Genomic DNA, 24,857 nt, shown 5'->3' on the forward strand with positions numbered 1-24,857 from the left:
CGTCGCGCCGGGGACCCGTCGCAGCCCCCGGGGCGCTGATCCGCCGTGCGCTCCCGCGTCGGCTGGGCAACCCTGGGGGGTGGAGCGTGCGGCGGCCGACGCGACCGCCGGAAGGAGTGCCGATGGACCCCGTCGAGGCCCTGGACCGGATCGCGTTCCTGCTGGAACGGAGTCTGGCGCCCACCTATCGCGTCCGGGCCTTCCGGACTGCGCAGACCCTGCTCGCCGGGCTGCCCCCCGACGAGGTGCGCGAGCGCGCCGGGACGGGTGCGCTGGAGTCGCTCAAGGGCATCGGCCCGAAGACCGCGCAGGTGGTGCGGGAGGCGCTGGCCGGCGAGGTGCCGGGCTACCTGCAGAAGGTGGAGCGGGAGTCCTCCGGACCGCTCGCCGAGGGCGGCGAGGCCCTGCGGGCACTGCTGCGCGGGGACTGCCATCTGCACTCCGACTGGTCGGACGGCGGGAGCCCGATCGAGGAGATGGGACGTACGGCCGCGCGGCTCGGCCACGAGTGGGCGGTGCTCACCGACCACTCACCGCGGCTGACGGTGGCGAGCGGCCTGTCGCCGGAGCGGCTGCGCGAACAACTGGCGGTCGTCGCCGACCTCAACGAACGATGGGCTCCCTTCCGGCTCCTCACCGGCATCGAGTGCGACATCCTCGACGACGGATCGCTCGACCAGGAGCCCGAACTGCTGGAGCGGTTGGACGTGGTGGTCGTGTCCGTGCACTCCAAGCTGCGCATGGACGCGCGGCCGATGACCCGCCGGATGGTCGCGGCCGTACGCAACCCGCTCTCGGACGTGCTCGGGCACTGCACCGGGCGGCTGCTCGGCGGTCGCGGCCGGCCCGAGTCCGAGTTCGACGCGGACGCGGTCTTCGCGGCCTGCGCCGAGACCGGCACGGCCGTCGAGATCAACAGCCGCCCGGAGCGCCTCGACCCGCCGCGCCGGCTACTGCGCGAGGCGGTCGACGCGGGCGTCCTGTTCTCCCTGGACACCGACGCGCACGCGCCCGGTCAGCTGGACTGGCAGATCTACGGCTGCGCGCGCGCCGAGGAGTGCGGGGTCCCCGCGGAGCGTGTCGTCAACACGTGGGCCCTGCCCGAGCTGCTGGCCTGGGCCAGGACCCGGGAGACGCCGTGACGCACGTCACCGCCCATGGGGTCGTTCCGGGGAACACCCATAGGTAGTTACCCGTTGAACAAACCGTGGGTGCGGATGGGACAGTGTCCCCGGGCCTCACCTCTGCCCGCAGGGACGATCGTCCGGCTGAAGCCCTGCGGAGCGTTTCGCCGAGAGGCGACCGCCATCGGTGCCCACCACAGTCGACCCCGACCGCGATTCCCCCGTCCGGTCGGGGTCTTTCCCTTGCCCGGACCGAAGCACGGCGCGGCGGACCGGTCGGTCCGGACCGGGGACGCCCTTCGCCTCTCCGGCCGTGTCCGGTTGACTTCGAGTCCGCTCCAATTCGTAGCGTGCGGGCATGAGCACTGCACAGCACAGGATCGGTTCGGGATTCGGCGCCCGGAGCACCGCCGACGACGTCCTCCAGGGAATCGACCTCTCCGGCAAGCTCGCCGTCGTCACCGGCGGCTACTCGGGGCTCGGCCTGGAGACGACCAGGGCGCTGGCCGGGGCGGGCGCCCGGGTCGTGGTCCCCGCCCGGCGCCCGGCGACCGCGCGCGAGGCACTGGAAGGCGTCGACGGGGTCGAGACCGACGAGCTCGACCTCGGCGACCTGGACAGCGTGCGCGCCTTCGCCGAACGGTTCCTCGCCTCGGGCCGTGTCATCGACATCGTCATCGACAGCGCCGGCATCATGGCCTGCCCCGAGACCCGGGTCGGCCCCGGCTGGGAGGCCCAGTTCGCGACCAACCACCTCGGTCACTTCGCGCTGGTCAACCGGCTCTGGCCGGCGATCGAGCCGGGCGGCGCGCGGGTCGTGTCCGTGTCCTCCGCCGGCCACCACTACTCCGGCATCCGCTGGGACGACGTGCACTGGCGGACCGGCTACGACAAGTGGGAGGCCTACGGCCAGGCGAAGACGGCGAACGTGCTGTTCGCCGTGGAGCTCGACCGGCGCGGCCGGGACTCCGGCGTACGGGCCTTCTCGCTGCACCCCGGCGGCATCCTCACCCCGCTCCAGCGGCACCTGCCCAAGCAGGAGATGGTCGAGCGCGGCTGGATCGACGAGGACGGCAAGCCGCTCGACCCCGAGGGCTTCAAGACGCCCCGACAGGGTGCGGCCACCCAGGTGTGGGCCGCGACCTCACCGCGGCTCGCGGGACTGGGCGGGGTGTACTGCGAGGACTGCGACATCGCCGAGAACGCCCCGGCGGACGGCACCCGGACCGGCGTACGCGGCTACGCGACCGACCCCGCCGAAGCCGCCCGGCTGTGGGAACTCTCGGCGGAGCTGACCGGGGTGAACGCCTTCGCGTGAACCACGCGGGGGTGGGCGCGTCGGCTCCCTCGACTCCGGCGCCGGTTCCGGCGCCGGTTCCGGTTCCGGCTCGGGCTCCGGCTCGGGCTCCGGCGCACCAGGAGTCTGCCGTGAACTCCCTGATATCCGCGGTGAGTTGTTCGCGGCGTGCGGCGAACAGGCCGTGGCCCGCGTTCTCGTAGACCCTGAACCTGCTGTCGGGCACCAGCTCCGCCGTCGACGGGGCTCGCGGCGTACGGCATGGGGGCGCGCGAGAGCACGGGGCGGCGGCCGGTACGCCGTCCGGTGGTCCGGGAGGGTCAGTGCGGCGCCCGTTCCTCCAGGGCCGTGCGCCAGGCGGGTGACGGGCCCGTGGGTACCGGTTCCTCCCGTCGGCCGCCACGCGCGAAGAAGTCGGCCAGCGGCAGGATCGCGGCGCCGACCGTGACGGCGTCGGGGCCGAGGCGACCGAGGTCGATGGTGACCCGCTGGGCCGGATAGCGCAGGGCGTACGAGGAGGCGTACCGGCGGACGGCGGGCAGGAAGCGGGAACCGAGCTGGAGGCCGGCCCAACCGCCGATGAGGATGCGCTCGGGCTGGAAGAGGTTGATCAGGTCGGAGAGCCCCGCGCCCAAGTACTCGGCGGTCTCCTCCAGGACGGCGAGGGCGATGAGGTCCGGCTCGGTCCCCTCGGGCGGGTACGCGGCGGCGAGCATCGCGGTGAGCGCGGTCTCCTCGTCGGTGCCCTCCGGAGGACGCCCGCCCTCCTCGCGCCAGCGGTCCAGGAGCGCCTCGGCGCCCGCGTAGGCCTCCAGACAGCCGAGGGCACCGCAGCGGCAGCGGCGACCCCTGACCCGTACGGTCAGATGCCCCCATTCGACCGACCGGCCGTTCTCCACCTCCTCGGTGACCAGGCAGGCGCCGACACCGGAGCCGAAGAGGACGACCACCGCGTTGCGGGCCCCGCGTCCGGCGCCGAACCACATCTCGGCCTGGCCGAGGGTGCGGGCGCCGTTGTCCGCGAAGTACGGCACGGCGTCGGGGAGTTCGCAGGCGGAGCGGAGCAGGGACTCCAGCGGGACGGCGTCCCAGCCGATGGTCTGGCCGTGCACCACCGCGCCCCGCTCGGGGGTGCGGGCGACGATGCCGGGCACCCCGATACCGACGCCGAGGAGCTGCCCGGGGGCGATGTCCGCCTCGGCGAGGACCTCGGCGATGCCGTCCCGGATATGGCCGACGATGACGTCGACGTCGTACTCCTGGCGCCTGAGCGGGCGGTCGGTCTCGTAGCCCTGGCGCTCCAACGGCCTTTCGGCGCGGGCGAGTTCGGTCAGGGTGAGGTCGAACAGCTCGATACGGACGCGGGTTTCACCGACGTCGACGCCGATCATGTGGCCACTGCCGGGCACGACCCGCAGCAGGGTGCGGGGGCGGCCGCCGTCGGAGTCGACGCTGCCGGCCTCCTCGACCAGGCCGTCGGTGACGAGTTCGGCGACCACGTTGCTGATGGATCCGGAACTCAGTCCGGTCGCGGGACCGAGCTCGTAGCGGCTCATCGGCCCGTCGAAATACAACCGTTGTAGTACGGCGGTGCGGTTGCCCCGTCGCAGGTCACGCACTGTCCGTCCGTTCCGCCCCGCCATGTGATGTCCCTTCCGGCCTGCCCGAACTGCAAGATACCCCTGCGCGATCCCTTGACGCGACTTTCTTCCGGGTCTTAACTCACGTCCTAAATTAAGCCATGAGGATCGTTCGGGAAGTGAACGCGGACGCCCCTCCTGGCTCCCTCCGGGAAAGGGACATAAGCAGCCATGCGCAGAATCCGAGCCGCGGCCGCAGGTGCGGTCACCATCTCTCTGCTGACCGCCGCGACCGCCTGTGGCGGCGGCTCGTCGAGCGGCGGGTCCAACGCCTCGCCGAAGACGCTCACGTACTGGGCGTCCAACCAGGGCGCCAGCATCGAGATCGACAAGAAGACGCTCGCCCCCGAACTGGCGAAGTTCGAGAAGCAGACCGGCATCAAGGTGAAGCTGGAGGTCGTCCCCTGGTCCGACCTGCTGAACCGCATCCTCACCGCCACCACCTCCGGCCAGGGCCCCGACGTCCTCAACATAGGCAACACCTGGAGCGCCTCCCTGCAGGCCACCGGCGCGCTGCTGCCGTGGGACGCGAAGAACTTCGCCAAGATCGGCGGCAAGGACCGCTTCGTCGACTCCGCGCTCGGCTCCACCGGCGCGGCGGGCAAGGACCCCGCCGCGGTGCCGCTGTACTCGATGGCGTACGCGCTCTACTACAACAAGAAGTCGTTCGCCGACGCCGGTATCTCGGGCCCGCCGGCCACCTGGGCCGAGCTGGTCGCCGACGGCAAGAAGCTCTCCAAGGGCGGCAAGTGGGGCCTCGGCGCCGAGGGTTCGAACGCCTCGGAGAACATCCACCACGCCTTCGTCTTCGCCAAGCAGCACGGCGCCGACTTCTTCACCGCCGACGGGACGGCCGACTTCACCAACGACGGGGTCGTCTCCGCGGTCAAGCAGTACGTCGACCTGATGGCGAAGGACAAGATCATCGCCCCGGGCAACGCCGAGTACGCGCAGAACCAGTCCGTGAGCGACTTCGCCAAGGGCAAGAACGCGATGCTGCTGTGGCAGTCCGCGGCCGCCAACCTCAAGGCGCAGGGCATGAGCGAGGACGCGTACGGCATCGCTCCGGTGCCCGTGCAGTCCGGCACCCCGGGCACGGGCGCGAACGTCAACTCGATGGTCGCGGGCATCAACCTCGCGGTGTTCAAGAACACCAAGAACCTCGACGGCGCCACGAAGTTCGTGAAGTTCCTGACCAGCGACGCCGAGCAGAAGATCCTCAACGGCGCCTACACCTCGATCCCGCCGGTCAAGACCGCCCAGACGGACACCGCGTTCAACTCCCCCTCGAACGCGGTTCTCAAGGACACCCTGGCCAAGAGCGCCGCGGCACTGCCGCAGGTCGCCGACGAGTCCCAGTTCGAGACCGCGGTCGGCACGGCCATCAAGGGCCTGTTCGCCGACGCCGCCGGCGGCCGTGCGGTGACCACCGCGTCGGTGAAGGCGGCGCTCGAGAAGGCCCAGCAGCAGATGCCGAAGAAGTGAGTGCGGACACCTCCATGACCACCACGACCGCCGCCTCCGCCGAATCCGGCGAGCGGACGGTGCGCAAGAGCTCCCCCGGTGCGGCGCGCGGCCCGCGCCGCACCGGGCGGATCAAGCGCATCGGACTCCCCTACCTGCTGCTCCTGCCCGCGCTGGTGCTCGAACTCCTCGTCCACCTGGTGCCGATGGTGATCGGCATCGTGATGAGCTTCAAGGAGCTCACGCAGTTCTACATCCGCGACTGGGGCACGGCGCCCTGGGCCGGCTTCGACAACTACTCGGTGTCGGTGCACTTCGACGAACCCGTCGGCGAGGCGCTGCTGCACTCCTTCTTCGTCACCATCGCCTTCACGCTCCTGTCGGTCGGCCTGTGCTGGCTGATCGGCACCGCGGCCGCGATCTACATGCAGGACAACTTCGTGGGGCGGGGTGTGCTGCGGGCCCTGTTCCTGGTGCCGTACGCGCTGCCCGTGTACGCGGCCGTGATCACCTGGGTGTTCATGTTCCAGCACGACAACGGCCTGGTGAACCACGTCCTGCACGACCAGCTGCACCTCACCGACAAGCCGTCCTTCTGGCTGATCGGCGACAACAGCTTCTACGCGCTGCTCACCGTGTCCGTGTGGAAGGGCTGGCCGTTCGCCTTCCTGATCGTCATGGCGGGCCTGCAGAACATCCCGGGCGAGCTGTACGAGGCCGCCGCCCTGGACGGCGCGGGCCTGTGGCAGCAGGTGCGCCGCATCACACTGCCGTCACTGCGGCCGGTCAACCAGGTGCTGGTACTGGTGCTCTTCCTGTGGACGTTCAACGACTTCAACACGCCGTTCGTCCTGTTCGGCAAGACCGCCCCGGACGCGGCGGACCTCATCTCGGTCCACATCTACCAGGCGTCCTTCGTCACCTGGAACTTCGGCACCGGCTCGGCGATGTCCGTGCTGCTGCTGCTCTTCCTGCTCGTGGTGACCGGCGTCTACCTGCTGCTGACCTCCCGGGGAAGGAAGACGGCCGATGTCTAGCATCTCCACCACCACCCGCCCGGCCACCGCCCGGTCGGCCGCCCCCCGCTCGCCGATGGCGCCGCCGCGGTCCTTCCTGTGGTCGCGGCGGATCTTCCTCACCCTGCTCACCGGCTTCGTCCTGGTGCCCGTCTACGTCATGGTCTCCAGCTCGCTGAAGCCGCTCGCGGACGTCTCGGGGAAGTTCCGCTGGATACCGAGCGGCCTGACGCTGCGGCCGTACGTCGACATCTGGTCGACGGTGCCGCTCGCGCGGTACTTCGTGAACTCGCTGATCGTGGCGGGCGCGGCCACGATCTGCTCGGTCGTGATCGCCGTCTTCTCGGCCTACGCGGTCAGCCGCTACAACTTCCGCGGCAAGCGTGTCTTCACGGTCACCGTGCTGTCCACCCAGATGTTCCCCGGCATCCTCTTCCTGCTGCCGCTGTTCCTGATCTACGTCAACATCGGCAACGCGACCGGGATCGCGCTGTTCGGCTCGCGCGGCGGTCTGATCCTCACGTATCTGACCTTCTCGCTGCCGTTCTCCATCTGGATGCTGATCGGGTACTTCGACTCGGTGCCGCGCGATCTGGACGAGGCGGCGCTGGTGGACGGCTGCGGGCCGCTCGGCGCGCTCTTCCGGGTCGTCGTCCCGGCCGCGATCCCCGGCATCGTCGCCGTCGCCGTCTACGCCTTCATGACCGCCTGGGGCGAAGTGCTGTTCGCGTCGGTGATGACCAACGACGCCACCCGCACCCTCGCCGTCGGACTGCAGGGCTACTCCACGCTCAACGACGTGTACTGGAACCAGATCATGGCCGCCTCGCTGGTCGTCAGCGTCCCCGTGGTGGCCGGCTTCCTGCTGCTCCAGCGCTATCTCGTCGCCGGTCTCACGGCGGGCGCCGTCAAGTGAGCCATGCCAACCCCATTGATGACGAAGGGACTTCAGTGACCATCGACTTTGCCGCCCTCCCCGAGGACTTCCTGTGGGGAACGGCCACGTCGGCCTACCAGATCGAGGGAGCCGTCGCCGAGGACGGCCGCTCCCCCTCCATCTGGGACACCTTCTCGCACACCCCCGGCAAGATCGACAACGGCGACGACGGGGACGCCGCCTGCGATCACTACCATCGCTGGCGCGAGGACATCGGGATCATGCGCCAACTCGGCACGAACGCCTACCGGTTGTCCATCGCCTGGCCGCGGGTGATGCCGGGCGGCGACGGCCCGGTCAACGCCAGGGGGCTCGACTTCTACGACGCGTTGATCGACGGTCTGCTGGAGGCGGGCATCACGCCCTCGGTCACCCTCTACCACTGGGACCTGCCGCAGGTGCTCCAGGACCGGGGCGGCTGGCCGGCCCGTGACACGGCGCACCACTTCGCGGCCTACGCGTCGGTCGTGGCGGAGCGGCTCGGGGACCGCGTCCAGCACTGGACCACCCTCAACGAGCCGCTGTGCTCGGCCTGGATCGGCCACCTGGAGGGGCGGATGGCCCCGGGCCTGACCGACCTGACGGCCGCGGTCCGCGCCTCCTACCATCTCCTGCTCGGCCACGGGCTCGCCACGCAGGCGATCCGCGCCGCGGCGCCGGGTGCTCAGATCGGCATCGTCAATAACCTCTCCAGCATCGAGCCGAACACCGACCGTCCCGAGGACGTCGCGGCGGCGAAGCGGCTGGACGGGCACACCAACCGGTGGTGGCTCGACCCGGTGCACGGCCGCGGCTTCCCCGCCGACATGCTGGAGGTCTACGGGGTCGAACTCCCCGAGGCCGCCGGTGACCTGGAGACGATCGCCGCGCCGCTGGACTGGCTGGGGCTCAACTACTACTTCCCGTCCAGCGTGGTCGACGACCCCACCGGTCCGGCCCCGCACGTGCGCACGGTCAGCCGTCCCGGCGTGCCCCGCACCGGGATGGACTGGGAGGTCGAGGCCGCCGGCATCGAGCGCCTGCTGCTCCGCCTGACGAACGACTACGGGGCCCGCAAGCTGTACGTCACGGAGAACGGCTCCGCCTATCCCGACGTCGTACGCCCCGACGGCAGCGTTCACGACCCGGAGCGCCTCGCGTATCTCGAACAGCACCTGGCGGCCTGCGCCTCGGCCGCCCGCAAGGGCGTCCCGCTGGCCGGCTACTTCGCCTGGTCGCTGCTGGACAACTTCGAGTGGGCGTACGGCTACGACAAGCGGTTCGGTCTGGTGCACGTCGACTACAAGACCCAGCAGCGGACGATCAAGGGCAGCGGTCACCGGTACGCGGAGATCGTCCGCAAGCACCGCGGCAGCGCACGCGACGCGGCCTGACGGCGACGGCGACGGCGCGCGAGCGGCACCAGGTCCTGTCCCGCAAGGGGCAGTTCGCCGCGGAGGCCGCGCCAGGTGCTCCTGCCGGGAACGGCGCGGCGCGGAGCCGCGCCGGGTGAACCTGCCGAGAAGCTCGGTGCTGAAGCCGCGCCAGGTGCTCCGGTCGGTCCGGAGCACTTGGCGCGGCTGCCGCGCCGAACGCCCCCACCGGGAACGGCCGGCGCGGCAGCCTCGCCGAACGCTCCCGCCGGAACGGCTGGCGCGAGCCTCGCCGAACGCTCCCGCCGGGAATCGGCAGCGCGGGAGCCGCGCTAGCCGTTCCCGTCGCCAGGAGCGGCCGCGATGCCGGCGATCTCGTCGAGGGCGGCCGTCAGCAGCGGGGCCACCACCTTGCGCACCCACGCGACGCGTTCGTCGCCGGGAGCGCGGGGCACGGTCTCGACGAGCATGATCAGGTAGAGGTAACTGCGGTACAGCGCAAGTCGTTTCGTGGCCGATTCGTCGAACTCGACCGACCCGGCCAACTCTCGATAGCCCGTCAGGAAGTGAGCGTCACCTCGGATGTCTCCGAGCAGGGCCAGGGAGACGAAGTCGGCGAGCGGGTCCCCCCAGAGCATGCGCTCACCGTCGATCAGACCGCCGATCCTGGGGCCCGCCGCGGTCCGCTCGACCAGGATGTTCCCCTGCCACAGGTCGAAGTGGACGAGGCTGGGGACGGTGACCTCGTCCAGCGCGTCGAACGCGGTCCGCGCCACGCGGGCCACCTGGTCCACGGGGCGAGGGAGCCAGGCCCGGTAGCGGCGGGCGTCGTCCAGAAGGGCGTCGTACATCGCGGTGAACGCGGTCCGCCAGTCGGGGGCGAGCGGGCCCAGCGCTCCGGAGGGATAGCCGAAACCCGGGCCGGACACCCGGTGCAACCGGGCCACCATCCGGCCCAACTCCTGTCGGAGCGGACCTCGTTCACCATCGGGGAGGTTCCCCCAGGGCTCGCCGGGACAGTGCGTCATCAGCAGGTGGCCGTCGCCGGGTTCCCCGACCGTCCGGGGCACCGGTACGCCGGCTTCGGCCGCCCGACGATAGAACTCCGCCTCGGAGAGCAGGAGATGCCTCTCGTAGGCCAGGGCCGGGGCGGTGTCCGGCGGTGGGACCTTCAGTACGTATCTGGTTCCGTCGGTGAGCCGGAGCTCCTCGACCGCGTTGTAGGTGCCGCCGGACAGCATCCGGCACCCGGCAAGGCTCCCGGACGCCAGGCCCGCTTCGTCGAGCACCCGTCTCGCCCGCTCCCAACTGTCCACGCCTTCCCCCTCGGGTCGCCCAACTGGCGCGTCCACTTTGCCAGATGGGACCACGGGGCCGCCGCCGATGTACGGCGTCGAGTCCACCGCGCCCGGCAGAACGCAGGGGGTGTCCTCCCGTACCCGGCCGCTCGCTCCTACCCGCTGGACGTCCTGGCGCCTGCGGTGTCGCGTGTCGCCGTGCCCGCGCCCGGGGGAGCGCCGAAGCGGGCGAGGCAGTGCCAGACCTTCTTCAGGTCCTGCGGGTCGTGGCGGCCGCTGCGGGCGGCGTCCCCGATGATCCGCGGGTCGAGGACGCCGTCCTCGGCGATACGGGCGCCGAGTTCGACGAATTCGGGACCCCGGAAGCCGGGGTGCAGGCGCAACTCCTCCGTGCCCAGCCGGTATCCGGGATGCCAGGCGAGCGGGCAGGGCAGGAGACGTGCGGCGGCCTCGACGGGTGTGCCCCGGTAGCAGGCGTCGAGGACCAGCGTCTCGACGTCTCGGGCTACCTCGACCCGTCCGTGCACCTGTGCCTCGATGTAGTCGTCGAGGGCGTCGCGTCCGTCCGCCTCGGCCTCCTCGACGAGGGACATCCCGGCCGCGACGCCGAACGCGGACGGCTCGGCCGCGCTGTCGGGGTAGCAGAAGGTGGCGCGGCGCAGTGTCGCACCGGTCAGCCGGAAGTACGAGGAGCCGAACCGGGGTGCCGCCCCGACCGGTTGGCGACGGAAGTCGAGGGCGCCGTAGACCGGGCGCTCGTCGGGAGGGGCGGTGTCGTAGGCCCCTCCGAAGATCCGGCTCTCCCAGCGCCACCGGTCGCCGCCTGGGTGGGCGGTCAGCCCGCCGTTGCTCGTACCCGTGACGAACTGCGAGCGGTAGAAGCCGTCCTGGGCCAACGCCTCCAGGATCGAAGTCCCGCGCACGCGCCGGTCCGGGTGGAAGTTCAGGGTCAGCCGCAGCGCGGGATCGAGTGCGGGCCCCGAGGACCGGGCCGCGACATGGCGCAGGGCCCGCTCCCGCGGGGTGCCCCGGTGCCCTGCCGTCGGGGCACCCCCGAACCGCGGCCCATCCCCGTGCCGCTCCGTCGGGCCTTCCCCGAAATCCATTGGTTCCCCCCTCATGAAACTAGATACCTTCGACAAAAACCTAGGACCCCTAGGTTCTGTCGTCGGCACCCAGGAGGACTCCCCATGAGATCACTCACCGAGCGGGACATCCGCACTTCTTTTCTCAACTGCTCCCGGGGCGAGGCCAAACGGCTCGCGACGCCTCGCGATCTCGACGAACGTCCCTGGGACGACCTGGACTTCCTGGGCTGGCGAGATCCCGGAGCCCCGGACCGCGGCTATCTCGTCGCCGAGCGGGACGGTGGCCTAGCCGGCATCTGCCTGCGCCTCCCCTCCTCCCGGCGCGGGCTCCGCACCGCAGCATGTGTTCGCTGTGCCTGACCACGCACCCGGGCGACGGGGTCTCCCTGATGACGGCCCGCAAGGCGGGTGCGGCGGGCCGCGAGGGCAATTCCGTCGGCATCTACAGCTGCGCCGACCTCGCCTGCTCCCTCTACGTCCGCGGGAAGAGGGACCTCCGCTCGGGAAGCCGCTTCGAGGAGACCCTCACGACCGAGCAGCAGATCGCCCGGACGGTCGGCAATCTGTTCGCCTTCCTGGCCAAGCTGGACGACTGACCCGCGACGGGTCCGGCACCGGGGCCCAGGGGGAGGCGGGGCTGGTACGTCGTGGAGCGCCGGGCTCCACGACACGCATCCGGCCGCTCTCCGCCGCGGGCCCGGCGCCGGACGCGTCAGGAACCGGCCGGGGTCCAGTGCGGGTCGCGGCCCAGGAAGGCGAGCAGTTCCTCGGCCCGGCCGGCGCCCTCCGGGACCTCGCGCGCGGCGGCGAACACGCCGAACGACGCGCGGAGGTGGTCGGCCAGCCGGTCCGCAGCGAGCCGGATGCCCTCGGCCAGATCGTCGTCCAGCGGGGAAGTCTGGCCGGTCGCCACGGCGATGTCCCAGGCGTGCACGCCCGCGTCCATGGCAGCGGCCGCGGCCGCCACCCGCAGCGGCAGGGGGCCGAGCGGCGTCGCCACCTCGTCGGCGTCGGCGGGCAGCCCCGCGTAGACGCCGGCGACATCGGCGAGGACCTTGTCGAGCGATGCCGTCGCGTCGGCGCCCAGCCCGTCGACGGGGTGGAAGGCGTCCTCCTCGGGCCACCCGCTGCCGGTGATCGCCGCGCCGTACGCCTGCTGATCGAGTCGCGCGTGGTTGAGCACCTGGCGCACCGTCCACTCGCCGCACGGAGTCGGCGCGCCCCACGCGCCCTCCGGGACGCCGGCGACCGCCTCGCGCAGCCGGTCGTGCGCCCGCGTCAGCAGTTCGATGCCCTCGACCTTGCTCATTCCGGTGCCTCCTGAAGCCGTACGACCCAGTTGATGCCTTCAATCTAGAACCCCTTGCGGACAGATACGGTCCGCAAGCAGGACGTTCGGTACCCCTGTTAAACGGGAAGGCCCCAAGGATGCAAGAGGCACGTGGTGAGTGGTCGGCATCCGTCGCGAAGATCGTGGAGCGGCGCCGGGAGCCGGTGGTCGTCCAGACACTTCGTTCGACGGCCGCCGCGACGATCGCGTACGTGGTGGCCATCCATCTCAGTCCCGAGCCCGCGCCGCTGACCGCGCCCCTGACCGCGCTGCTGGTCGTCCAGGTCACCCTGTACTCCACGATCACCACCGCCGTCCGACGGGTGAACTCCGTGGTGGCGGGTGTCGTCATCGCCATCGGCTTCAGCAGTCTCGTGGGCCTGACCTGGTGGAGCCTGGGCCTGATCATCCTCGCCTCGCTGGCGGTGGGCCATCTGGTCCGGGTCAGCGAGTTCGTGCCCGAGGTGGCGATCAGCGCCATGCTGGTCCTCGGCGTCACCAGAGTGGGCGACACGGCGTGGGCCCGCGTGCTGGAGACGCTGATCGGAGCGGTCGTCGGGCTCGCCTGCAACCTCGTGCTCGCGCCACCGGTGTGGGTGGGGGTCGCCGGTGAGTCCATCGAGGATCTGGCACGCCGGATGCGGCAGTTGATGATCCGGGTCGGCGAGCAGGCCGCCGGACACACCCCGTTCCATGTGGCGGCCGAGCGGCTGCACGAGGCCCGTCGGCTCGACCACGACATCGCCGGGGTGGACGCGGCCCTGCGGCAGGCCGAGGACAGCCTCAAGCTCAACCCGCGGGTGCGCGAGGGGCTGCTGCACCGGGTCGTCCTGCGCACCGGCCTGGACACCCTGGAGATCTGCACCGTGGTCCTGCGGGTCCTCGCGCGCAGCCTCACCGACCTCGCCAAGGAGCGGGAGCCGCAGCCGCTGTTCGAACCCCAGGCGGGGGCCGTCCTGGAGGAACTGCTGTCCGAGATCGCCGACGCGATCGTCAGCTTCGCGGTGCTGGTGACCACCGATGTCGCCCAGAACGCCGCGTCCGCCGAGGAGCGGCTCAGCGCGGAACTGTCCACGGCCGCCGCCACCCGCGACAAGCTGGCCCAGCTGTTCCTCGAAGAGGTCCAGCGCGACGCGAGCCAGTGGCAGCTCCACGGCTCGGTCCTGACCGAGGTCACGCGCATCATCGACGAACTCGACACCGAGCACCGGACGCGCCGCCTCCTGGAGGAACTGGACCGCTGTGCCGCCGCGGAACGCGAACGCCGGCCCCGCCTGACACGGTTGCGGCGCCGGCTGCGCCTGCCGTCCCGACTGCGCCGGAGGCGGAACCGTTCGGCGGCGTCCGATCGTTCTCGTTCTCAGTGACAGGTTCCGTATGACGAGTTCCGTATGGACGAGTTCCGTATGAGGCAGTGGCACGACGGGGTGGAGCGGCCGGCCGCCCGGCGTCGCCGACGGCAGGACGACGAGGGGGCGGGCGGATGACCGAGGACACCGTGCGGATCGACGGGGACGCACTACGGCTGCCGGGAGGGGTGCAGGTGCGGTTCATCCGGACCCTGCGCCTCCCTGAGACGGGCACGCACGCGCTGCCGCCGGGACTCGGCGAGTTCCCCGTGCGGCGCGTCGAGGACTACGGGGACCGGGTGCCCGCCGAGTGGCGGGCCCGCGGCGGTGTGATGCTGCCGGTGTATCTGCGCGAGGCCATGTGGCTGAGCTTCGCCGGGACGACGGAGCCGGCCGCGCTGCAGGTCGGCGTGGGCAAGGTGTGCGCCGTCTCGGGCAGGCCGTGGAGCTCCCGGCTCGGCCGCGACCCGCAGAACTACCTCGTGCTGCCCCGCCAGCCATGGCTCGACGGAATCAACTCGGGCAAGGGCACGGTCCGCCAGTTCGTGGCCGTACCCCTGGGCCTCGGTGCGACGGTCGAGGGCCAGGTCACCGGCGAGGAGGTCTGGGGCGGCGTCCAGCTCCAGTCGTTCCCGCTCGCCCCGGAGGAACTCGCGGCGTGGCGCGAGGCCGAGCGCCGCAAGGCGCAGGAGCGGCCGCGGATGCACGCGCCCGGCGCGTACGGAGGCGCGATGCCGATGATGGCCGCGCCGCCCGCTCCCGGCGCCGCTCCCGGAGCCGCGCGTCCCGGGGGTGCCCCGCGTGCGCGCAGCGCCCCGGCGATGGGGCTCGGCGTCGGCGGCTCGATGCGCCAGGAGGTCTACCGCGACGACCGGCCGCTGAAGGCCTGGGCGAAGGAGCCGGCCGGACGCGTGTTCGTCCACCTCGTGACGCCTCCGGAGTGGCGCCGCATCACCGGCGAGGCGCCCCCGCCGTCCCCGGTCGACCGTGCCGCGTACACCCGCGCGGGGCTTCCCTGGTTCGACTACTACGACCAGGACGCCACCGATCTGGCCCCCACGGACGAGCTGGGATCGGTGCAGCCGGTCGGTGACTGGCTGGGCGACGACCACGAGCCCTGGCAGCAGCCCTCACCCCACCAGGTGAAGCCGCTCGGTGACGCCCCGGGCAAGCCGGTCGAGGACGGCGACTGGTAGAAGGCCCTGGCGTTGCGGCGGATGCAACAGGCATTGCCGTGCTTGCAATTCCGGGGTGTCGCACGCCATGGTGGCCGTCCCGGCCGAGGCAACCGACACCCCGAGGGGCAGGCATGAGCAGCAGTGGTGCGGAGCCGTCGCGCGGCGCGGGCGGCGGCTGGACCAGACGCCGCTTCGCGGGCGCGCTGGCGGGGGCCGCGGCGATCGCGACGGTCCCGGCACCGGCCGCCCCCCGGCCCGACCCGGCCGTGGCGGCACCGCTCCCGAAAGCGCCCCCGGCCGGCCCCGCCCCGTCCGGGGGGCCTTCGGCGACGCCGTCCGCCGCGCCCGGTCCGGGCCCCCGCCCGCTCTTCGTCGGCACCTACACGTCGGGTGACAGCGGCGGGAAGGGGATCGGTCGCGCCACTTACGAGGCGGCGACCGGCACGGTCACCGGTGGCGGTGTCGTGACGGGCGTCGCCAACCCGTCCTTTCTGGCGGTGCATCCGGACGGCCGCACGCTGTACGCCGTCGAGGAGCAGCCCGCGGGCGCCGTGACGGCCGTACGCCTCCCCGGGACCGAGGTGCTCGGCAGCCGCTCCACCGGGGGCTCGGGTCCGTGCCATCTGTCCGTGCACCCGGGCGGGCGCTGGCTGCTGAGCGCGAACTACGCCTCGGGGAGCGTCGCGGTGCATCCCCTCGACGGGTCCGGCGCGCCGGGCGAGCGCACCGACCTGGTCACGCACACGAGCCCGGCGCCCGGTCCCGGTCAACAGGGGCCGCACGCGCACCAGTTCATCACCAGTCCGGACGGCGGGCATCTGCTGGCCGTCGACCTGGGCACGGACACGGTGTACACGTACCGCCTCGACGAGACCCGGGGCACGCTCACCGAGGTGTCGCGGGCGCGGACGAGACCGGGCGCGGGTCCGCGGCATCTGACGTTCCACCCCGGGGGCCGGTACGCCTACCTCGCCAACGAGGTCGACAACACGGTGACGGTCTGCGGCTACGACCCGGCGACCGGCCGTCTCACGGTGGGCGAGCCGCAGTCCACGGGCACGGGGAGCGGCACGAGTTACCCGGCCCAGTTCCTGGTGACGGCGAACGGCTCGTACGCCTACCTCGCCAACCGGGGCCACAACAGCCTGACGCGCTACGCGATCGAGGCGGACGGCGCCCGGCTGCGGCTGCTGGACACGGTGCCGGTCGACGGTGACTTCCCGCGTCACATCGCGTTCTCCCCCGACGGACGGCTGTTGTTCGCGGCGAACCAGCGCTCGGGCACGGTCAGCGTCTTCCAGGTCGACACCGGGAACGGTGAACTCCTGCGCGTGGGCGAGCCGTTCGCCTCACCCGTCGCCGTCTGCGCGCTGCCGCTGTAGGGCGTGGGGCGCGCGGGGGCAGGCGGCCAGACCCGCCTGGGTGAGCAGGACGTGCATGCGCTCCGTGAGCTGGGAGACGTCGTCGGCGGGCGCGTGGAACGGCAGGCGTACGTCGCCGTTTCCGCGCACCCGCTCGATGCGCAGGGTCAGTCCGTGCCGGTCGACGGCGAGGGGCTGGACCCGCACCGCGCCGTGCAGGCTGTCCGGTTCGACGAGGCGGGTGAGCCGCTCGACGGCGTCCGGGTGGGCGTCCGCGAGATGGGTGAGGAGCTGGGCCTCGGCGAGGGCGAGCGGGTCGGGCCCGGCGTCGGCCAGTTCGTCCAGGTCGACCACCACGGTCCCGCCGGGGCGGCGCAGCACCGCGCGGGTCGGGCGGAACGACAGGTGTCCGTCCTCGGGGACGAACCAGCCCGCCAGCCAGAGCCGGGCACGGATCCGGTTCCGTACGGGAACCGGCGCGACGTCGGCGAACTCCAGGACGGCGGACGGCTCTCCGCGCGGCGAGCAGACGGCGGCGGCGAGCAGCGCGCTGTCCTCCGGTACACGCAGGAGCACCCGGCCGTCGGCGGCGACGGTGTGCGCGCCGACGAACTCCTCCCGGCCGCTCTGCGCGGTCACCGCGCAGGACCAGGCCGCGGCGAGCACCGAGCGGGCGTGCTCCGCCGCGGGGGGCGCGGCCGTCCAGGTGTGACGGTCACCCATCAGCTTCCTCCTTAGGTAAGGCTTGCCTAACCTATCGAAGATCGGGGCGTACGCCAACCACGCCTCGCCGGTCGGACGGTTCGCCCCCGGACCAGGGGCCGAGCGGTACCCGGTCGCGGCAGCACCGCGGGACGGGACTCAGGGCGTGATCGCGCCGAGCAGCGCCCGCGCGCACAGGTCCCGCACCTGGTCGCGGGTCAGGTCCGCGCCCCTGAGCCATTCCAGGCACACGGCCGTGGTGAAGGCCAGCCAGCCGCGGACGGCGACACGGAGTTCGAGCCGGTCCTCGGACGCCCGGCCGAGCTCGGGATCCGCGGCGAGCGCCTGAAGGATCTGCGACTCCTGCGCGGCGAGCGACTGCTGGTAGACCCTGCGCACGGCCTGGTCACCGGCCGCGTCGGCGCGGTGGAAGGCGCGGAACCCGTGCGCGTGCTCCTCCACGTACCCGAGGAAGGTGTCCAGACCCGCGCCGAGCTGCTCGCGCACCGGAACGCCGGGCACCGCCGCGGTCATCCGCAGCATCCGCCCGCTCTCCCGCTCGACCACGGCGGCGAAGAAATCGCGCTTGGTCGGGAAGTAGTGGTACAGCAGACCGCGCGAGACGCCCGCGATCTCGGCGACCTGCTCGATCCACACGTCGTCGTACGGGCTCTCCGAGAACAGCCGGGCACCGACCGAGAGCAGTTGCTCCCGCCGCTCCTCGGTACTGAGCCGCCGACGCCCGCGCGCCCCCTGCTTCCCGGTCATGCCCGCACTTTACTTGACGTCGGTTCAACAACGGGATCAGACTGAACACCACTATTGAACTCGCGTACAACAGAGTCAACCGGCCCGGGGCACAAGGGAGATGGCGTCATGGCGGAGACGACGGAGGCACCACTGCCCAAGGGGTTCCGCAGTGCGGAACTGGGCTGGCCGGAGCTGTACCGCATCCCGCACCCGCCACGCCGTGTGCCCCTGGTCGGTGACGTGATCGGCGCGAACGTCCGCTCACCGCTGCAGGACTCCATGAGGTTCGGGCGGCAACTCGGGCCGATCTTCCGGCGCAGGGCCTTCCGCAACGAGATCGTCTTCGTCTGGGGCGCGGAGCTCGCCGCCGAACTGGCCGACGAGTCGCGGTTCGCGAAACACGTGGGCCTCGGGGTCGCCAACCTCCGTCCGGTCGCCGGGGACGGACTGTTCACGGCCTACAACCACGAGCCCAACTGGCAGTTGGCGCACGACGTCCTCGCCCCCGGATTCAGCCGCGAGGCCATGGAGGGCTACCACCCGATGATGCTCGACGTGACCGAGCGACTGACGGACCGCTGGGACCGCGAGCAGGCGGCGGGCCACGCGGTCGACGTGCCCGGGGACATGACGAAGCTGACGCTGGAGACGATCGCCAGGACCGGCTTCGGCCATGACTTCGCCTCCTTCGAACGGTCCCGGCCGCATCCCTTCGTGAACGCGATGGTCGGCACGCTGACCTACGCGCAACGCCTCAACGTCGTCCCGCTCCCGCTGGCTCCGCTCCTGCTGCGGAGCGCCTCCCGGCGCAACGCGGCGGACATGGCCTTCCTCAACCGCACGGTCGACGCCGTGGTGGCCTCCCGCCGGTCCGCGGGCGGCGAGGGAGACCTGCTCGACCGCATGCTGGAGACCGCGCACCCGGAGACCGGGGAGCGGCTCACCCCCGAGAACATCCGCCGCCAGGTCATCACCTTCCTGATCGCCGGCCACGAGACCACTTCGGGCGCCCTCTCCTTCGCCCTGCACTACCTCGCCCGGCACCCGGAGGCCGCCGCCCGCGCCCGCGCCGAGGTCGACCGCGTCTGGGGCGGCACGGAGCGGCCGGACTACGACCAGGTCGCCAAGGCCCGTTACATCCGCCGGGTTCTCGACGAGTCGCTGCGCCTGTGGCCGACGGCACCGGCGTTCGCGCGCGAGGCCAGGCACGACACCCTGCTCGGCGGTGTCCACCCGATGAGGCAGGGGGCGTGGGCGCTGGTCCTCACCGCGATGCTGCACCGGGACCCGCAGGTGTGGGGCGCCGACGCGGAGGAGTTCGACCCGGACCGTTTCGACGCGAAGGCGGTACGGGCCCGGCCCGCGCACACCTTCAAGCCGTTCGGCACGGGGGCGCGCGCCTGCATCGGCCGCCAGTTCGCGCTGCACGAGGCGACTCTGGTCCTCGGGCTGCTGCTGCGCCGCTACGAGCTGCTGCCCGAGCCCGGATACCGGCTGCGGGTGGCCGAGCGGCTGACCCTGATGCCGGACGGCCTGCGCCTGCACCTCGAACGGCGTACGCCCGTGGTGCGGGAGCGTGAGGCCCCGCTGGCCCGCGCGGCCGAGTGAGGCCGGGCTCCCTGGCCGGGTCCTTCGCCGAGCGAGGTACCGCTCGGGCGCTCCCGGCTCGGGCGCGTCCTCGCCCTCAGCCCCGGGAGGTCCAGTGGTCCGGGCGGCCGACCGATCCGGGGAGCCGGGTGCCGGCGCTGCCACGGGCCGCGTTCAACTGCGGCTGGGTGAGGAAGAGGGCTCCGGTCAGATCGGCGTCGGTGAGGTCGGTGTCCCGGAGGTCGGCACCGATCAGGTCGGCGCCCCGCAGATCGGCCCCGGTGAGATCGGCGGCGATGAGACGGGCGCCGCGCAGACTCGCGCCCCGCAGATCGGCGCCCTGGAGACGGGCACCCATCAGATCGGCGCCGCGCCGGTCCTTCCTCCTGCCCCCGCCGGCCCCGGCCCGTACCAGCTCACTGGTCCGCAGCAGCACTTCGCTGACCTTCTGCCGGTGCGCGCCCAGGTCCAACGCACCCAGTTCCTCGGGGGTCTGGCCCGCGAGGCGCTCCGTCGTGGCGAGCAGGCGCCGGACGTCGGCGTGCGCGGGACGCGCGGCGGGGAGCGTCAGCGCCTCGTCCAGGTACCGGAGCAGTTCGTGGAGGTGGCGTACGACGGGGAACACGTCGAACATCTGCCGGGCGCGTTCCTTGGAACCCGAGCGCCAGTCCACTCCGCCGAAGGTCCGCTGGGAGACGCGCTGCCCGGCACCGAAGCAGTCGTAGACCGTGCAGCCGTTGAAGCCCGTCTCCCGCAGCCGGGTGTGGATGCCGCAGCGGAAGTCGCTCTCCAGATTCGGGCAGGGCTCGCCGGCGCCCTTGTCGATCGCGAAGTCGGCCGAGCGGGCGAAGGGCAGCGCGACACAGCACAGCCCGAAGCACTGACCGCAGTCGGCTCGCAGGTCGAGGCGCGGGCCGGGGTGCGTGCTGACGTCTTCTCGCATGTCCCCCAGCCTACTGAGCCGGTGGCACACCCCTGAACCGCGCGAACCTGTGGGCCGGCGCCTTCGCCGGGTGATCCTCGTGCTGTCTGTCTGGATGTTTGACGGCGCACCGGGTATCGAGGTCGCCATGGTTTCCACAGCGCTCCCCGGTCTCCCTTCCCCTCCCCCGCTGGGCGCGAGTGCCCTGCCGTCCGGGACGTACGACGGCTCGCTGGTGCTGGTCACCGGTGGCGGTACCGGACTGGGGAGGGCGGTCGCGGCGGAGTTCGCCCGGCTGGGCGCCGATCTGCTGATCGTCAGCCGTCGCGAGCGGCATCTCGCGCCCGCCCGGCGGGAGTTGGCGAAGCTGGGCACCCGGGTCTCGTCCGCCGTCTGCGACATCCGGGACCCGAGGCGCATAGCCGAGGTGTTCGACGGGTGCGCGCTCCCCGATGTACTGGTGAACAACGCGGCCGCCAACTTCCCCGTCCCCACCGAGGACATGTCCCCGAACGCCTGGCAGGCCGTCGTCGACATCACCCTCACGGGAACGTTTCTGATGACCCGTGAGTTCGGACGGCGTCATCTGGCCGCGGGCACACCCGGGTCGGTCATCGACATCGGGGCGTCCTACGCCTGGACGGGCGGCCCCGGTTTCGCGCACAGCGCGGCGGCCAAGGCGGGCGTGGAGAGCCTCGTGCGAACGCTGTCCGTGGAGTGGGGTCCGTACGGCATCCAGATCAACGGTCTGGTGCCGGGGCTGATGCCGCACGAGGACATGACGGACGACATCCGCGGCAACCTGGCACGGGCAGCGGCGGACACGGCCACCGCGGACCGTGGGAGCCGGGAGGACGGCGGGGACGGCCCTGCCGCTGGGGACGCCGAGGGCGGCAGCGGCAGTGGCCACAGCCCGGAGGCCGGGGACCGCGGGGACCACCGGAGAGGGGACGCGCACGACCGTCGGCAGCCGGCCCTGCGCGTCGGCGCACCCCGCGAACTCGGCTGGGCCGCCACCTTCCTGGCGTCCCCCTACGCCCGATTCATCACCGGTCACACCCTGGTGGTGGACGGTGCGAACTGGCAGCGCAGGGACCTCGTCGGCCCGCCGGTCACGCCGGTGCGGGAGCAGCTCGGGCGCGGCCCCTTCACCGGCTGACCTTCACTCCCCCGCCCCCGGGAAATCGAGCCGGGCGATCCGGTCGGGGTCGGCCAGGATGTACATCGCGGCGATCCGGCCGCCGACGACGGTGACGCCCATGACCGACTGCGGCCTGCCGTCGACGAGCGCCACGACACCCACCTCCCCGTTGACCAGGACGAGCCGGGGCGTCGCCGCGAACCGCGCGAAGGCGAGCGCCTGCCGGGCCACCGTCTCGGCGCCGCGGACCAGCCTGGACACGGCCGGACCGACGGCCTTCGGGCCCGCGTCGGCGCGCAGCACCACATCGGGGTCGAGGACGGCGACGAGTGCCTCGAAGTCCCCACCGCGCGAGGCCGCGAGAAAGGCGTCGAGGACCTCTCGCTGCCGGGTGACGTCCCGCTCGGGCTCGGTGGCCGCCGACTTGACGCGGCGGCGCGCCCGGCTGGCGAGCTGACGGGTGGCGGCGGAGGAGCGGCCCACGACGGGCGCGATGTCGTCGAACGGCACCGCGAACATGTCGTGCAGCACGAAGGCGAGCCGCTCGGCCGGCTCCAGCGCCTCCAGGACGACGAGCAGGGCGAGCCCGACCGAGTCGGCGAGCAGCACCTCCTGCTCGGGGTCGATCCGGTCCAGGGAGCTGACGACGGGGTCGGGGACGAAGGTGCCGGAGGGGTCCAGGGGGTCCTCGCGGCGGGCGGCGCGCGAGCGCAGCATGTCCAGGCACACCCGGCCGGCCACGGTGGTGAGCCAGCCGCCCAGGTTCCTGATCTCGCCCGGGTCGGTGCGGCCGAGCTTCAGCCAGGTCTCCTGGACCGCGTCGTCCGCCTCGCTCAGCGATCCCAGCATCCGGTAGGCCACCGCGCGCAGCCGCCCCCGGTGCTCCTCGAACCGGCCCGCGAGGAGTTCACTGTCGTCCATCGGTCCCCCTGCCTCGTCGTACGAACCGTGACCGATCAAAACACGTGGGTCACCTTCCCTCGAAGCGGGGCGCGCGGCGGGCGCCCTTGGCCGCGTACCCCTCCCCCGCGTCCTCGGAGGTCAGTGTGAGGGCGGCCGACAGGGCGGTCCGGTCGAGGGCCGCGGCGAGCCCGGCGTCGGCGAAGGCGTCGATGTCGTGCTTGACGCCCTGCACGGCGAGCGGACCGTTCGCCGCGATCTCGGCGGCGACGGCTCGGGCCACCTCGTCCAGTTCGCCTTCCTCCGCGAGGAGTTGGACGAGGTGCAGGCGCTCGGCCGTCGCGGCGTCCAGCCGTCTCCCGGTCAGCGCGAGGAACTTGGCCCACCCCGCGCCGGCCTCGCGCGCGATCCGCAGATCCCCGCCGGCGTCGACAGCGAGCCCCAACTGGGTCTCGGGCAGGGCGAACACGGCGTCGCGGGCGGCGATCCTGATGTCCGCCATCAGCGCCAGTTCGAACCCGAAGCCGAGGCAGTACCCCCGTACGGCTGCCACGACGGGCTGCGGCAGCCGCGCGAAGGCCGCGAAGCGCTCGTGGGCCCAGCGGATGCCCTCGTAGTAGGCGCGGGCGCGCTCGGCACCCGAGCGGCCGGTGATCGCGCCGCCCGGGGCGCTCACATCGATCCCCGCGCAGAAGGCCCGCCCCTCGGCCCGCAGCAGCACCACCCGGATCGACGGGTCGAAGCGGATCCGGTCGGCGAACAGGCCGAGTTGACGGGTGGACTCCCAGCTCCACGCGTTGAGCTTGGCCGGGCGGCACAGGGTGAGGACGCCGATCCCGTCCTGGACGTCGAGGCGGAGCCTGTCCTCACCCTCCGGGATGTCCGTACGCGTGGTGTCGATCATCCGTACCCCCTCAGCATTCTGACTGACCGTCAGAATACTGAGGGAGGACGTCGACCGTCCCGGCCCGGACGCCCGGAGTGACGCTCGGGGCCTCAGACCTCGTCGCGGGTGAGCGCCAGCAGCCGGTCCAGTACGCGCGGACCACCGGCCCGCACCCCGTCGTGCTCGAACTCGTCGGTCACCCAGGTGCGCAGGCCCCGTACGGCACGCGCGGTGCGCAAGGAGTGCTCCGCGTCGACGTACATGTCGTCGTGGTAGACCGCCGCCGCGACCGGTACCTCGTTCACGGCGAGGCGGGCCGGGTCGTACAGCGGCGCCCAGTCGGTGCGGGCGGCCAGTTCCTCGGCGGTCTCGCGCAGCGGGCGCAGCGCAGGGTCGGTCTCGAACATCCAGGGGTGCACGGACTCGCCGGTGAACAGCAGCGGTCCGTCTTCCGCGAGGGTCTTGGCCGCGTCGAACTGCGGGAACTCGGCGCGCACCCGCTCGGCGGACCAGGCCGTGGGGCGGTCGCCCTGGGCGTAGCAGGCCTCGTGGACCAGCGCGTACAGGGGGTGACCCGCGTACGAGAGGAGGCCCTGGACCTCCTCCTGGAAGGCGTCGGACAGGGCCGTTCCGTGCGGGGTGCGCACGAAGGCGTCCTCCAGCAGGTAGTGCAGGCGGTGGCTGCCGTCGCTGCCGCCCAGCAGGATGCCCAGCGACTGGAAGGCCTCGGCGGTCAGGCGGTAGCCGCCGCTCAGCACCGGCTCGTGCTGGAGCAGGTACTCCGCGATCCGGCGGGCGCGCTCGACGTCCTGCGGGTAGCGCGCGTAGTGCGCGGCGACCTTGCGCTCGATACGCGGGTACGCGGCGCGGTAGACGTCGTCCGCGTGGCCGTCGAGGGAGGGCAGGCCGCCGGTGACGACGGCGGCGCTCAGCCCCTCGGGGGCGCTGGACAGGTAGCGCACGGTGCAGAAGCCGCCGAAGCTCTGGCCGAGGACCGTCCAGGGGGCGCCGCCGGTGAGTGCGGGCCGGATGGCCTCGCAGTCCCGGACGATGGAGTCGGCGCGGAAGAGCGCGAGGTGGTCGGCCTGCTCGCGGGGGCCGCCGCGCAGCGGGAGCGTCTGGCGGTTGGCGGGCGTGGAGAACCCGGTGCCGCGCTGGTCGAGCAGCAGGACCCGGTAGTCCTCCAGGGCCCGGTCGAGCCAGGACTGCCGGCCGACGAAACGATTCGCCCCGAAGCCGGGGCCGCCCTGGAGGTAGACCAGCCAGGGCAGGGGCTGGTGCGCCTTGTCGCTCGCGACGACCTCGCGGGCGAACAGTTCGATGGTCTCGCCCGCCGGATGGTCGTGGTCGAGAGGCACGGTGAAGCGGTGATCGGTGAGGACGACACCGGGCTGGCGGTAGCTGACGGTCAACAGGGCTCCCGAGACGTTACGGATTCCAGGCTGCGTCCCAGTTGAGCACATGCGCCCCGGGCTCCGCGGCCCGGGGATCAAGAAAATGAACTGAACAGTGACTCAGCAGGCCGTGGCCGGGAA

The 24,857-nt window shown here is 72.2% G+C and carries 21 protein-coding genes and 1 pseudogene; 12 read left to right on the forward strand and 10 right to left on the reverse strand.

Annotation, left to right across the window (positions count from 1 at the left end):
- Positions 1–122: 122 nt before the first annotated feature.
- Complete coding sequence (locus OHT01_RS05795) at positions 123–1,142, forward strand: PHP domain-containing protein (RefSeq protein ID WP_328552029.1); 1,020 nt, start codon at positions 123–125, stop codon at positions 1,140–1,142.
- Between the two features lie 340 nt (positions 1,143–1,482).
- Entirely contained in the window at positions 1,483–2,442 is a 960-nt protein-coding gene (locus OHT01_RS05800) for an SDR family NAD(P)-dependent oxidoreductase (RefSeq protein WP_328552030.1), read from the forward strand.
- 299 nt (positions 2,443–2,741) lie between these two features.
- Here the strand turns inward: OHT01_RS05800 and OHT01_RS05805 are convergent, their stop codons facing one another.
- Entirely contained in the window at positions 2,742–4,064 is a 1,323-nt protein-coding gene (locus tag OHT01_RS05805; protein WP_328552031.1) for an ROK family transcriptional regulator, read from the reverse strand.
- 168 nt (positions 4,065–4,232) lie between these two features.
- Here OHT01_RS05805 and OHT01_RS05810 point away from each other — a divergent pair, with 168 nt between their 5' ends.
- Genes OHT01_RS05810 through OHT01_RS05825 form a run of 4 tightly spaced genes read left to right on the forward strand, consistent with a single transcriptional unit; the run spans position 4,233 to position 8,851 of the window.
- Positions 4,233–5,546 carry an ABC transporter substrate-binding protein gene (locus OHT01_RS05810; protein ID WP_328552032.1) on the forward strand — a complete coding sequence of 438 codons (1,314 nt, stop codon included), beginning with the start codon at positions 4,233–4,235 and terminating at the stop codon, positions 5,544–5,546.
- A gap of 14 nt (positions 5,547–5,560) precedes the next feature.
- Positions 5,561–6,562, forward strand: coding sequence for a carbohydrate ABC transporter permease (locus tag OHT01_RS05815; RefSeq protein ID WP_328552033.1), 1,002 nt, complete (start codon positions 5,561–5,563; stop codon positions 6,560–6,562).
- Positions 6,555–7,457, forward strand: coding sequence for a carbohydrate ABC transporter permease (locus tag OHT01_RS05820; protein ID WP_328552034.1), 903 nt, complete (start codon positions 6,555–6,557; stop codon positions 7,455–7,457). The genes OHT01_RS05815 and OHT01_RS05820 overlap by 8 nt, the downstream gene beginning before the upstream one ends.
- A 35-nt stretch (positions 7,458–7,492) precedes the next feature.
- Positions 7,493–8,851 (forward strand): GH1 family beta-glucosidase, encoded by a 1,359-nt coding sequence (locus OHT01_RS05825; protein ID WP_328552035.1) that lies wholly within the window; start codon positions 7,493–7,495, stop codon positions 8,849–8,851.
- 311 nt (positions 8,852–9,162) lie between these two features.
- On the opposite strand, the gene OHT01_RS05830 is transcribed toward OHT01_RS05825, so the two are convergent.
- Positions 9,163–10,146 carry a phosphotransferase family protein gene (locus OHT01_RS05830; protein WP_328552036.1) on the reverse strand — a complete coding sequence of 328 codons (984 nt, stop codon included), beginning with the start codon at positions 10,144–10,146 and terminating at the stop codon, positions 9,163–9,165.
- Between the two features lie 137 nt (positions 10,147–10,283).
- Positions 10,284–11,234, reverse strand: coding sequence for a DUF3626 domain-containing protein (locus OHT01_RS05835; RefSeq protein WP_328552037.1), 951 nt, complete (start codon positions 11,232–11,234; stop codon positions 10,284–10,286).
- Positions 11,235–11,318: 84 nt separating this feature from the next.
- On the opposite strand from OHT01_RS05835, the pseudogene OHT01_RS05840 reads away from it, so the two are divergent.
- Positions 11,319–11,812, forward strand: a pseudogene (locus tag OHT01_RS05840) (FBP domain-containing protein).
- Between the two features lie 116 nt (positions 11,813–11,928).
- Here OHT01_RS05840 and OHT01_RS05845 read toward each other — a convergent pair.
- Complete coding sequence (locus OHT01_RS05845; protein WP_328552038.1) at positions 11,929–12,525, reverse strand: TIGR03086 family metal-binding protein; 597 nt, start codon at positions 12,523–12,525, stop codon at positions 11,929–11,931.
- Between the two features lie 119 nt (positions 12,526–12,644).
- On the opposite strand from OHT01_RS05845, the gene OHT01_RS05850 reads away from it, so the two are divergent.
- The 3 genes from OHT01_RS05850 to OHT01_RS05860 all read left to right on the forward strand — a co-directional run bounded on the left by OHT01_RS05850 (position 12,645) and on the right by OHT01_RS05860 (position 16,455).
- Positions 12,645–13,913: an FUSC family protein gene (locus OHT01_RS05850; RefSeq protein WP_328552039.1), complete on the forward strand. Its 1,269-nt coding sequence runs from the start codon at positions 12,645–12,647 to the stop codon at positions 13,911–13,913.
- Between the two features lie 116 nt (positions 13,914–14,029).
- Complete coding sequence (locus OHT01_RS05855; RefSeq protein WP_328552040.1) at positions 14,030–15,091, forward strand: hypothetical protein; 1,062 nt, start codon at positions 14,030–14,032, stop codon at positions 15,089–15,091.
- Positions 15,092–15,204: 113 nt separating this feature from the next.
- Positions 15,205–16,455 (forward strand): lactonase family protein, encoded by a 1,251-nt coding sequence (locus OHT01_RS05860; RefSeq protein ID WP_328552041.1) that lies wholly within the window; start codon positions 15,205–15,207, stop codon positions 16,453–16,455.
- Here OHT01_RS05860 and OHT01_RS05865 read toward each other — a convergent pair.
- Both OHT01_RS05865 and OHT01_RS05870 read right to left on the reverse strand, forming a co-directional pair.
- Complete coding sequence (locus OHT01_RS05865; protein WP_328552042.1) at positions 16,423–17,157, reverse strand: DUF2470 domain-containing protein; 735 nt, start codon at positions 17,155–17,157, stop codon at positions 16,423–16,425. The genes OHT01_RS05860 and OHT01_RS05865 overlap by 33 nt on opposite strands.
- A 138-nt stretch (positions 17,158–17,295) precedes the next feature.
- On the reverse strand, positions 17,296–17,904 hold the full coding sequence (locus OHT01_RS05870; protein ID WP_328552043.1) for a TetR/AcrR family transcriptional regulator: 609 nt from the start codon (positions 17,902–17,904) through the stop codon (positions 17,296–17,298).
- Between the two features lie 108 nt (positions 17,905–18,012).
- On the opposite strand from OHT01_RS05870, the gene OHT01_RS05875 reads away from it, so the two are divergent.
- A complete protein-coding gene (locus OHT01_RS05875) occupies positions 18,013–19,494 on the forward strand; it encodes a cytochrome P450 (protein ID WP_328552044.1) in 1,482 nt (493 codons plus the stop codon).
- A 76-nt stretch (positions 19,495–19,570) separates the two neighbouring features.
- On the opposite strand, the gene OHT01_RS05880 is transcribed toward OHT01_RS05875, so the two are convergent.
- Entirely contained in the window at positions 19,571–20,416 is an 846-nt protein-coding gene (locus OHT01_RS05880; RefSeq protein WP_328552045.1) for a pentapeptide repeat-containing protein, read from the reverse strand.
- Positions 20,417–20,543: 127 nt separating this feature from the next.
- Between OHT01_RS05880 and OHT01_RS05885 the strand changes: the two genes are divergently transcribed.
- On the forward strand, positions 20,544–21,554 hold the full coding sequence (locus OHT01_RS05885) for an SDR family oxidoreductase (RefSeq protein WP_328552046.1): 1,011 nt from the start codon (positions 20,544–20,546) through the stop codon (positions 21,552–21,554).
- Positions 21,555–21,557: 3 nt separating this feature from the next.
- Here OHT01_RS05885 and sigJ read toward each other — a convergent pair whose 3' ends face one another.
- The 3 genes from sigJ to OHT01_RS05900 all read right to left on the reverse strand — a co-directional run bounded on the left by sigJ (position 21,558) and on the right by OHT01_RS05900 (position 24,734).
- Entirely contained in the window at positions 21,558–22,457 is a 900-nt protein-coding gene (gene sigJ / locus OHT01_RS05890; protein WP_328552047.1) for an RNA polymerase sigma factor SigJ, read from the reverse strand.
- Between the two features lie 49 nt (positions 22,458–22,506).
- On the reverse strand, positions 22,507–23,340 hold the full coding sequence (locus OHT01_RS05895; RefSeq protein WP_328552048.1) for an enoyl-CoA hydratase/isomerase family protein: 834 nt from the start codon (positions 23,338–23,340) through the stop codon (positions 22,507–22,509).
- A gap of 92 nt (positions 23,341–23,432) precedes the next feature.
- Positions 23,433–24,734 (reverse strand): alpha/beta fold hydrolase, encoded by a 1,302-nt coding sequence (locus tag OHT01_RS05900; RefSeq protein ID WP_328552049.1) that lies wholly within the window; start codon positions 24,732–24,734, stop codon positions 23,433–23,435.
- Positions 24,735–24,857: the final 123 nt, after the last annotated feature.

The sequence above is a fragment of the Streptomyces sp. NBC_00358 genome (assembly GCF_036099295.1).
In the GTDB taxonomy this organism is placed as follows: domain Bacteria; phylum Actinomycetota; class Actinomycetes; order Streptomycetales; family Streptomycetaceae; genus Streptomyces.

What these genes read in the sequence shown, in the direction of transcription:
- OHT01_RS05820 (WP_328552034.1), top strand. Translation starts at nt 6,555, where the DNA reads ATGTCTAGCATCTCCACCACCACCCGCCCGGCCACCGCCCGGTCGGCC.
- OHT01_RS05875 (WP_328552044.1), top strand. Translation starts at nt 18,013, where the DNA reads ATGGCGGAGACGACGGAGGCACCACTGCCCAAGGGGTTCCGCAGTGCG.
- OHT01_RS05845 (WP_328552038.1), bottom strand. Translation starts at nt 12,525, where the DNA reads ATGAGCAAGGTCGAGGGCATCGAACTGCTGACGCGGGCGCACGACCGG.
- OHT01_RS05815 (WP_328552033.1), top strand. Translation starts at nt 5,561, where the DNA reads ATGACCACCACGACCGCCGCCTCCGCCGAATCCGGCGAGCGGACGGTG.
- OHT01_RS05800 (WP_328552030.1), top strand. Translation starts at nt 1,483, where the DNA reads ATGAGCACTGCACAGCACAGGATCGGTTCGGGATTCGGCGCCCGGAGC.
- OHT01_RS05810 (WP_328552032.1), top strand. Translation starts at nt 4,233, where the DNA reads ATGCGCAGAATCCGAGCCGCGGCCGCAGGTGCGGTCACCATCTCTCTG.
- OHT01_RS05860 (WP_328552041.1), top strand. Translation starts at nt 15,205, where the DNA reads ATGAGCAGCAGTGGTGCGGAGCCGTCGCGCGGCGCGGGCGGCGGCTGG.
- OHT01_RS05885 (WP_328552046.1), top strand. Translation starts at nt 20,544, where the DNA reads ATGGTTTCCACAGCGCTCCCCGGTCTCCCTTCCCCTCCCCCGCTGGGC.
- OHT01_RS05870 (WP_328552043.1), bottom strand. Translation starts at nt 17,904, where the DNA reads ATGACCGGGAAGCAGGGGGCGCGCGGGCGTCGGCGGCTCAGTACCGAG.
- OHT01_RS05850 (WP_328552039.1), top strand. Translation starts at nt 12,645, where the DNA reads ATGCAAGAGGCACGTGGTGAGTGGTCGGCATCCGTCGCGAAGATCGTG.
- OHT01_RS05855 (WP_328552040.1), top strand. Translation starts at nt 14,030, where the DNA reads ATGACCGAGGACACCGTGCGGATCGACGGGGACGCACTACGGCTGCCG.
- OHT01_RS05795 (WP_328552029.1), top strand. Translation starts at nt 123, where the DNA reads ATGGACCCCGTCGAGGCCCTGGACCGGATCGCGTTCCTGCTGGAACGG.
- OHT01_RS05835 (WP_328552037.1), bottom strand. Translation starts at nt 11,234, where the DNA reads ATGGATTTCGGGGAAGGCCCGACGGAGCGGCACGGGGATGGGCCGCGG.
- sigJ (WP_328552047.1), bottom strand. Translation starts at nt 22,457, where the DNA reads ATGGACGACAGTGAACTCCTCGCGGGCCGGTTCGAGGAGCACCGGGGG.
- OHT01_RS05805 (WP_328552031.1), bottom strand. Translation starts at nt 4,064, where the DNA reads ATGGCGGGGCGGAACGGACGGACAGTGCGTGACCTGCGACGGGGCAAC.
- OHT01_RS05865 (WP_328552042.1), bottom strand. Translation starts at nt 17,157, where the DNA reads ATGGGTGACCGTCACACCTGGACGGCCGCGCCCCCCGCGGCGGAGCAC.
- OHT01_RS05880 (WP_328552045.1), bottom strand. Translation starts at nt 20,416, where the DNA reads ATGCGAGAAGACGTCAGCACGCACCCCGGCCCGCGCCTCGACCTGCGA.
- OHT01_RS05895 (WP_328552048.1), bottom strand. Translation starts at nt 23,340, where the DNA reads ATGATCGACACCACGCGTACGGACATCCCGGAGGGTGAGGACAGGCTC.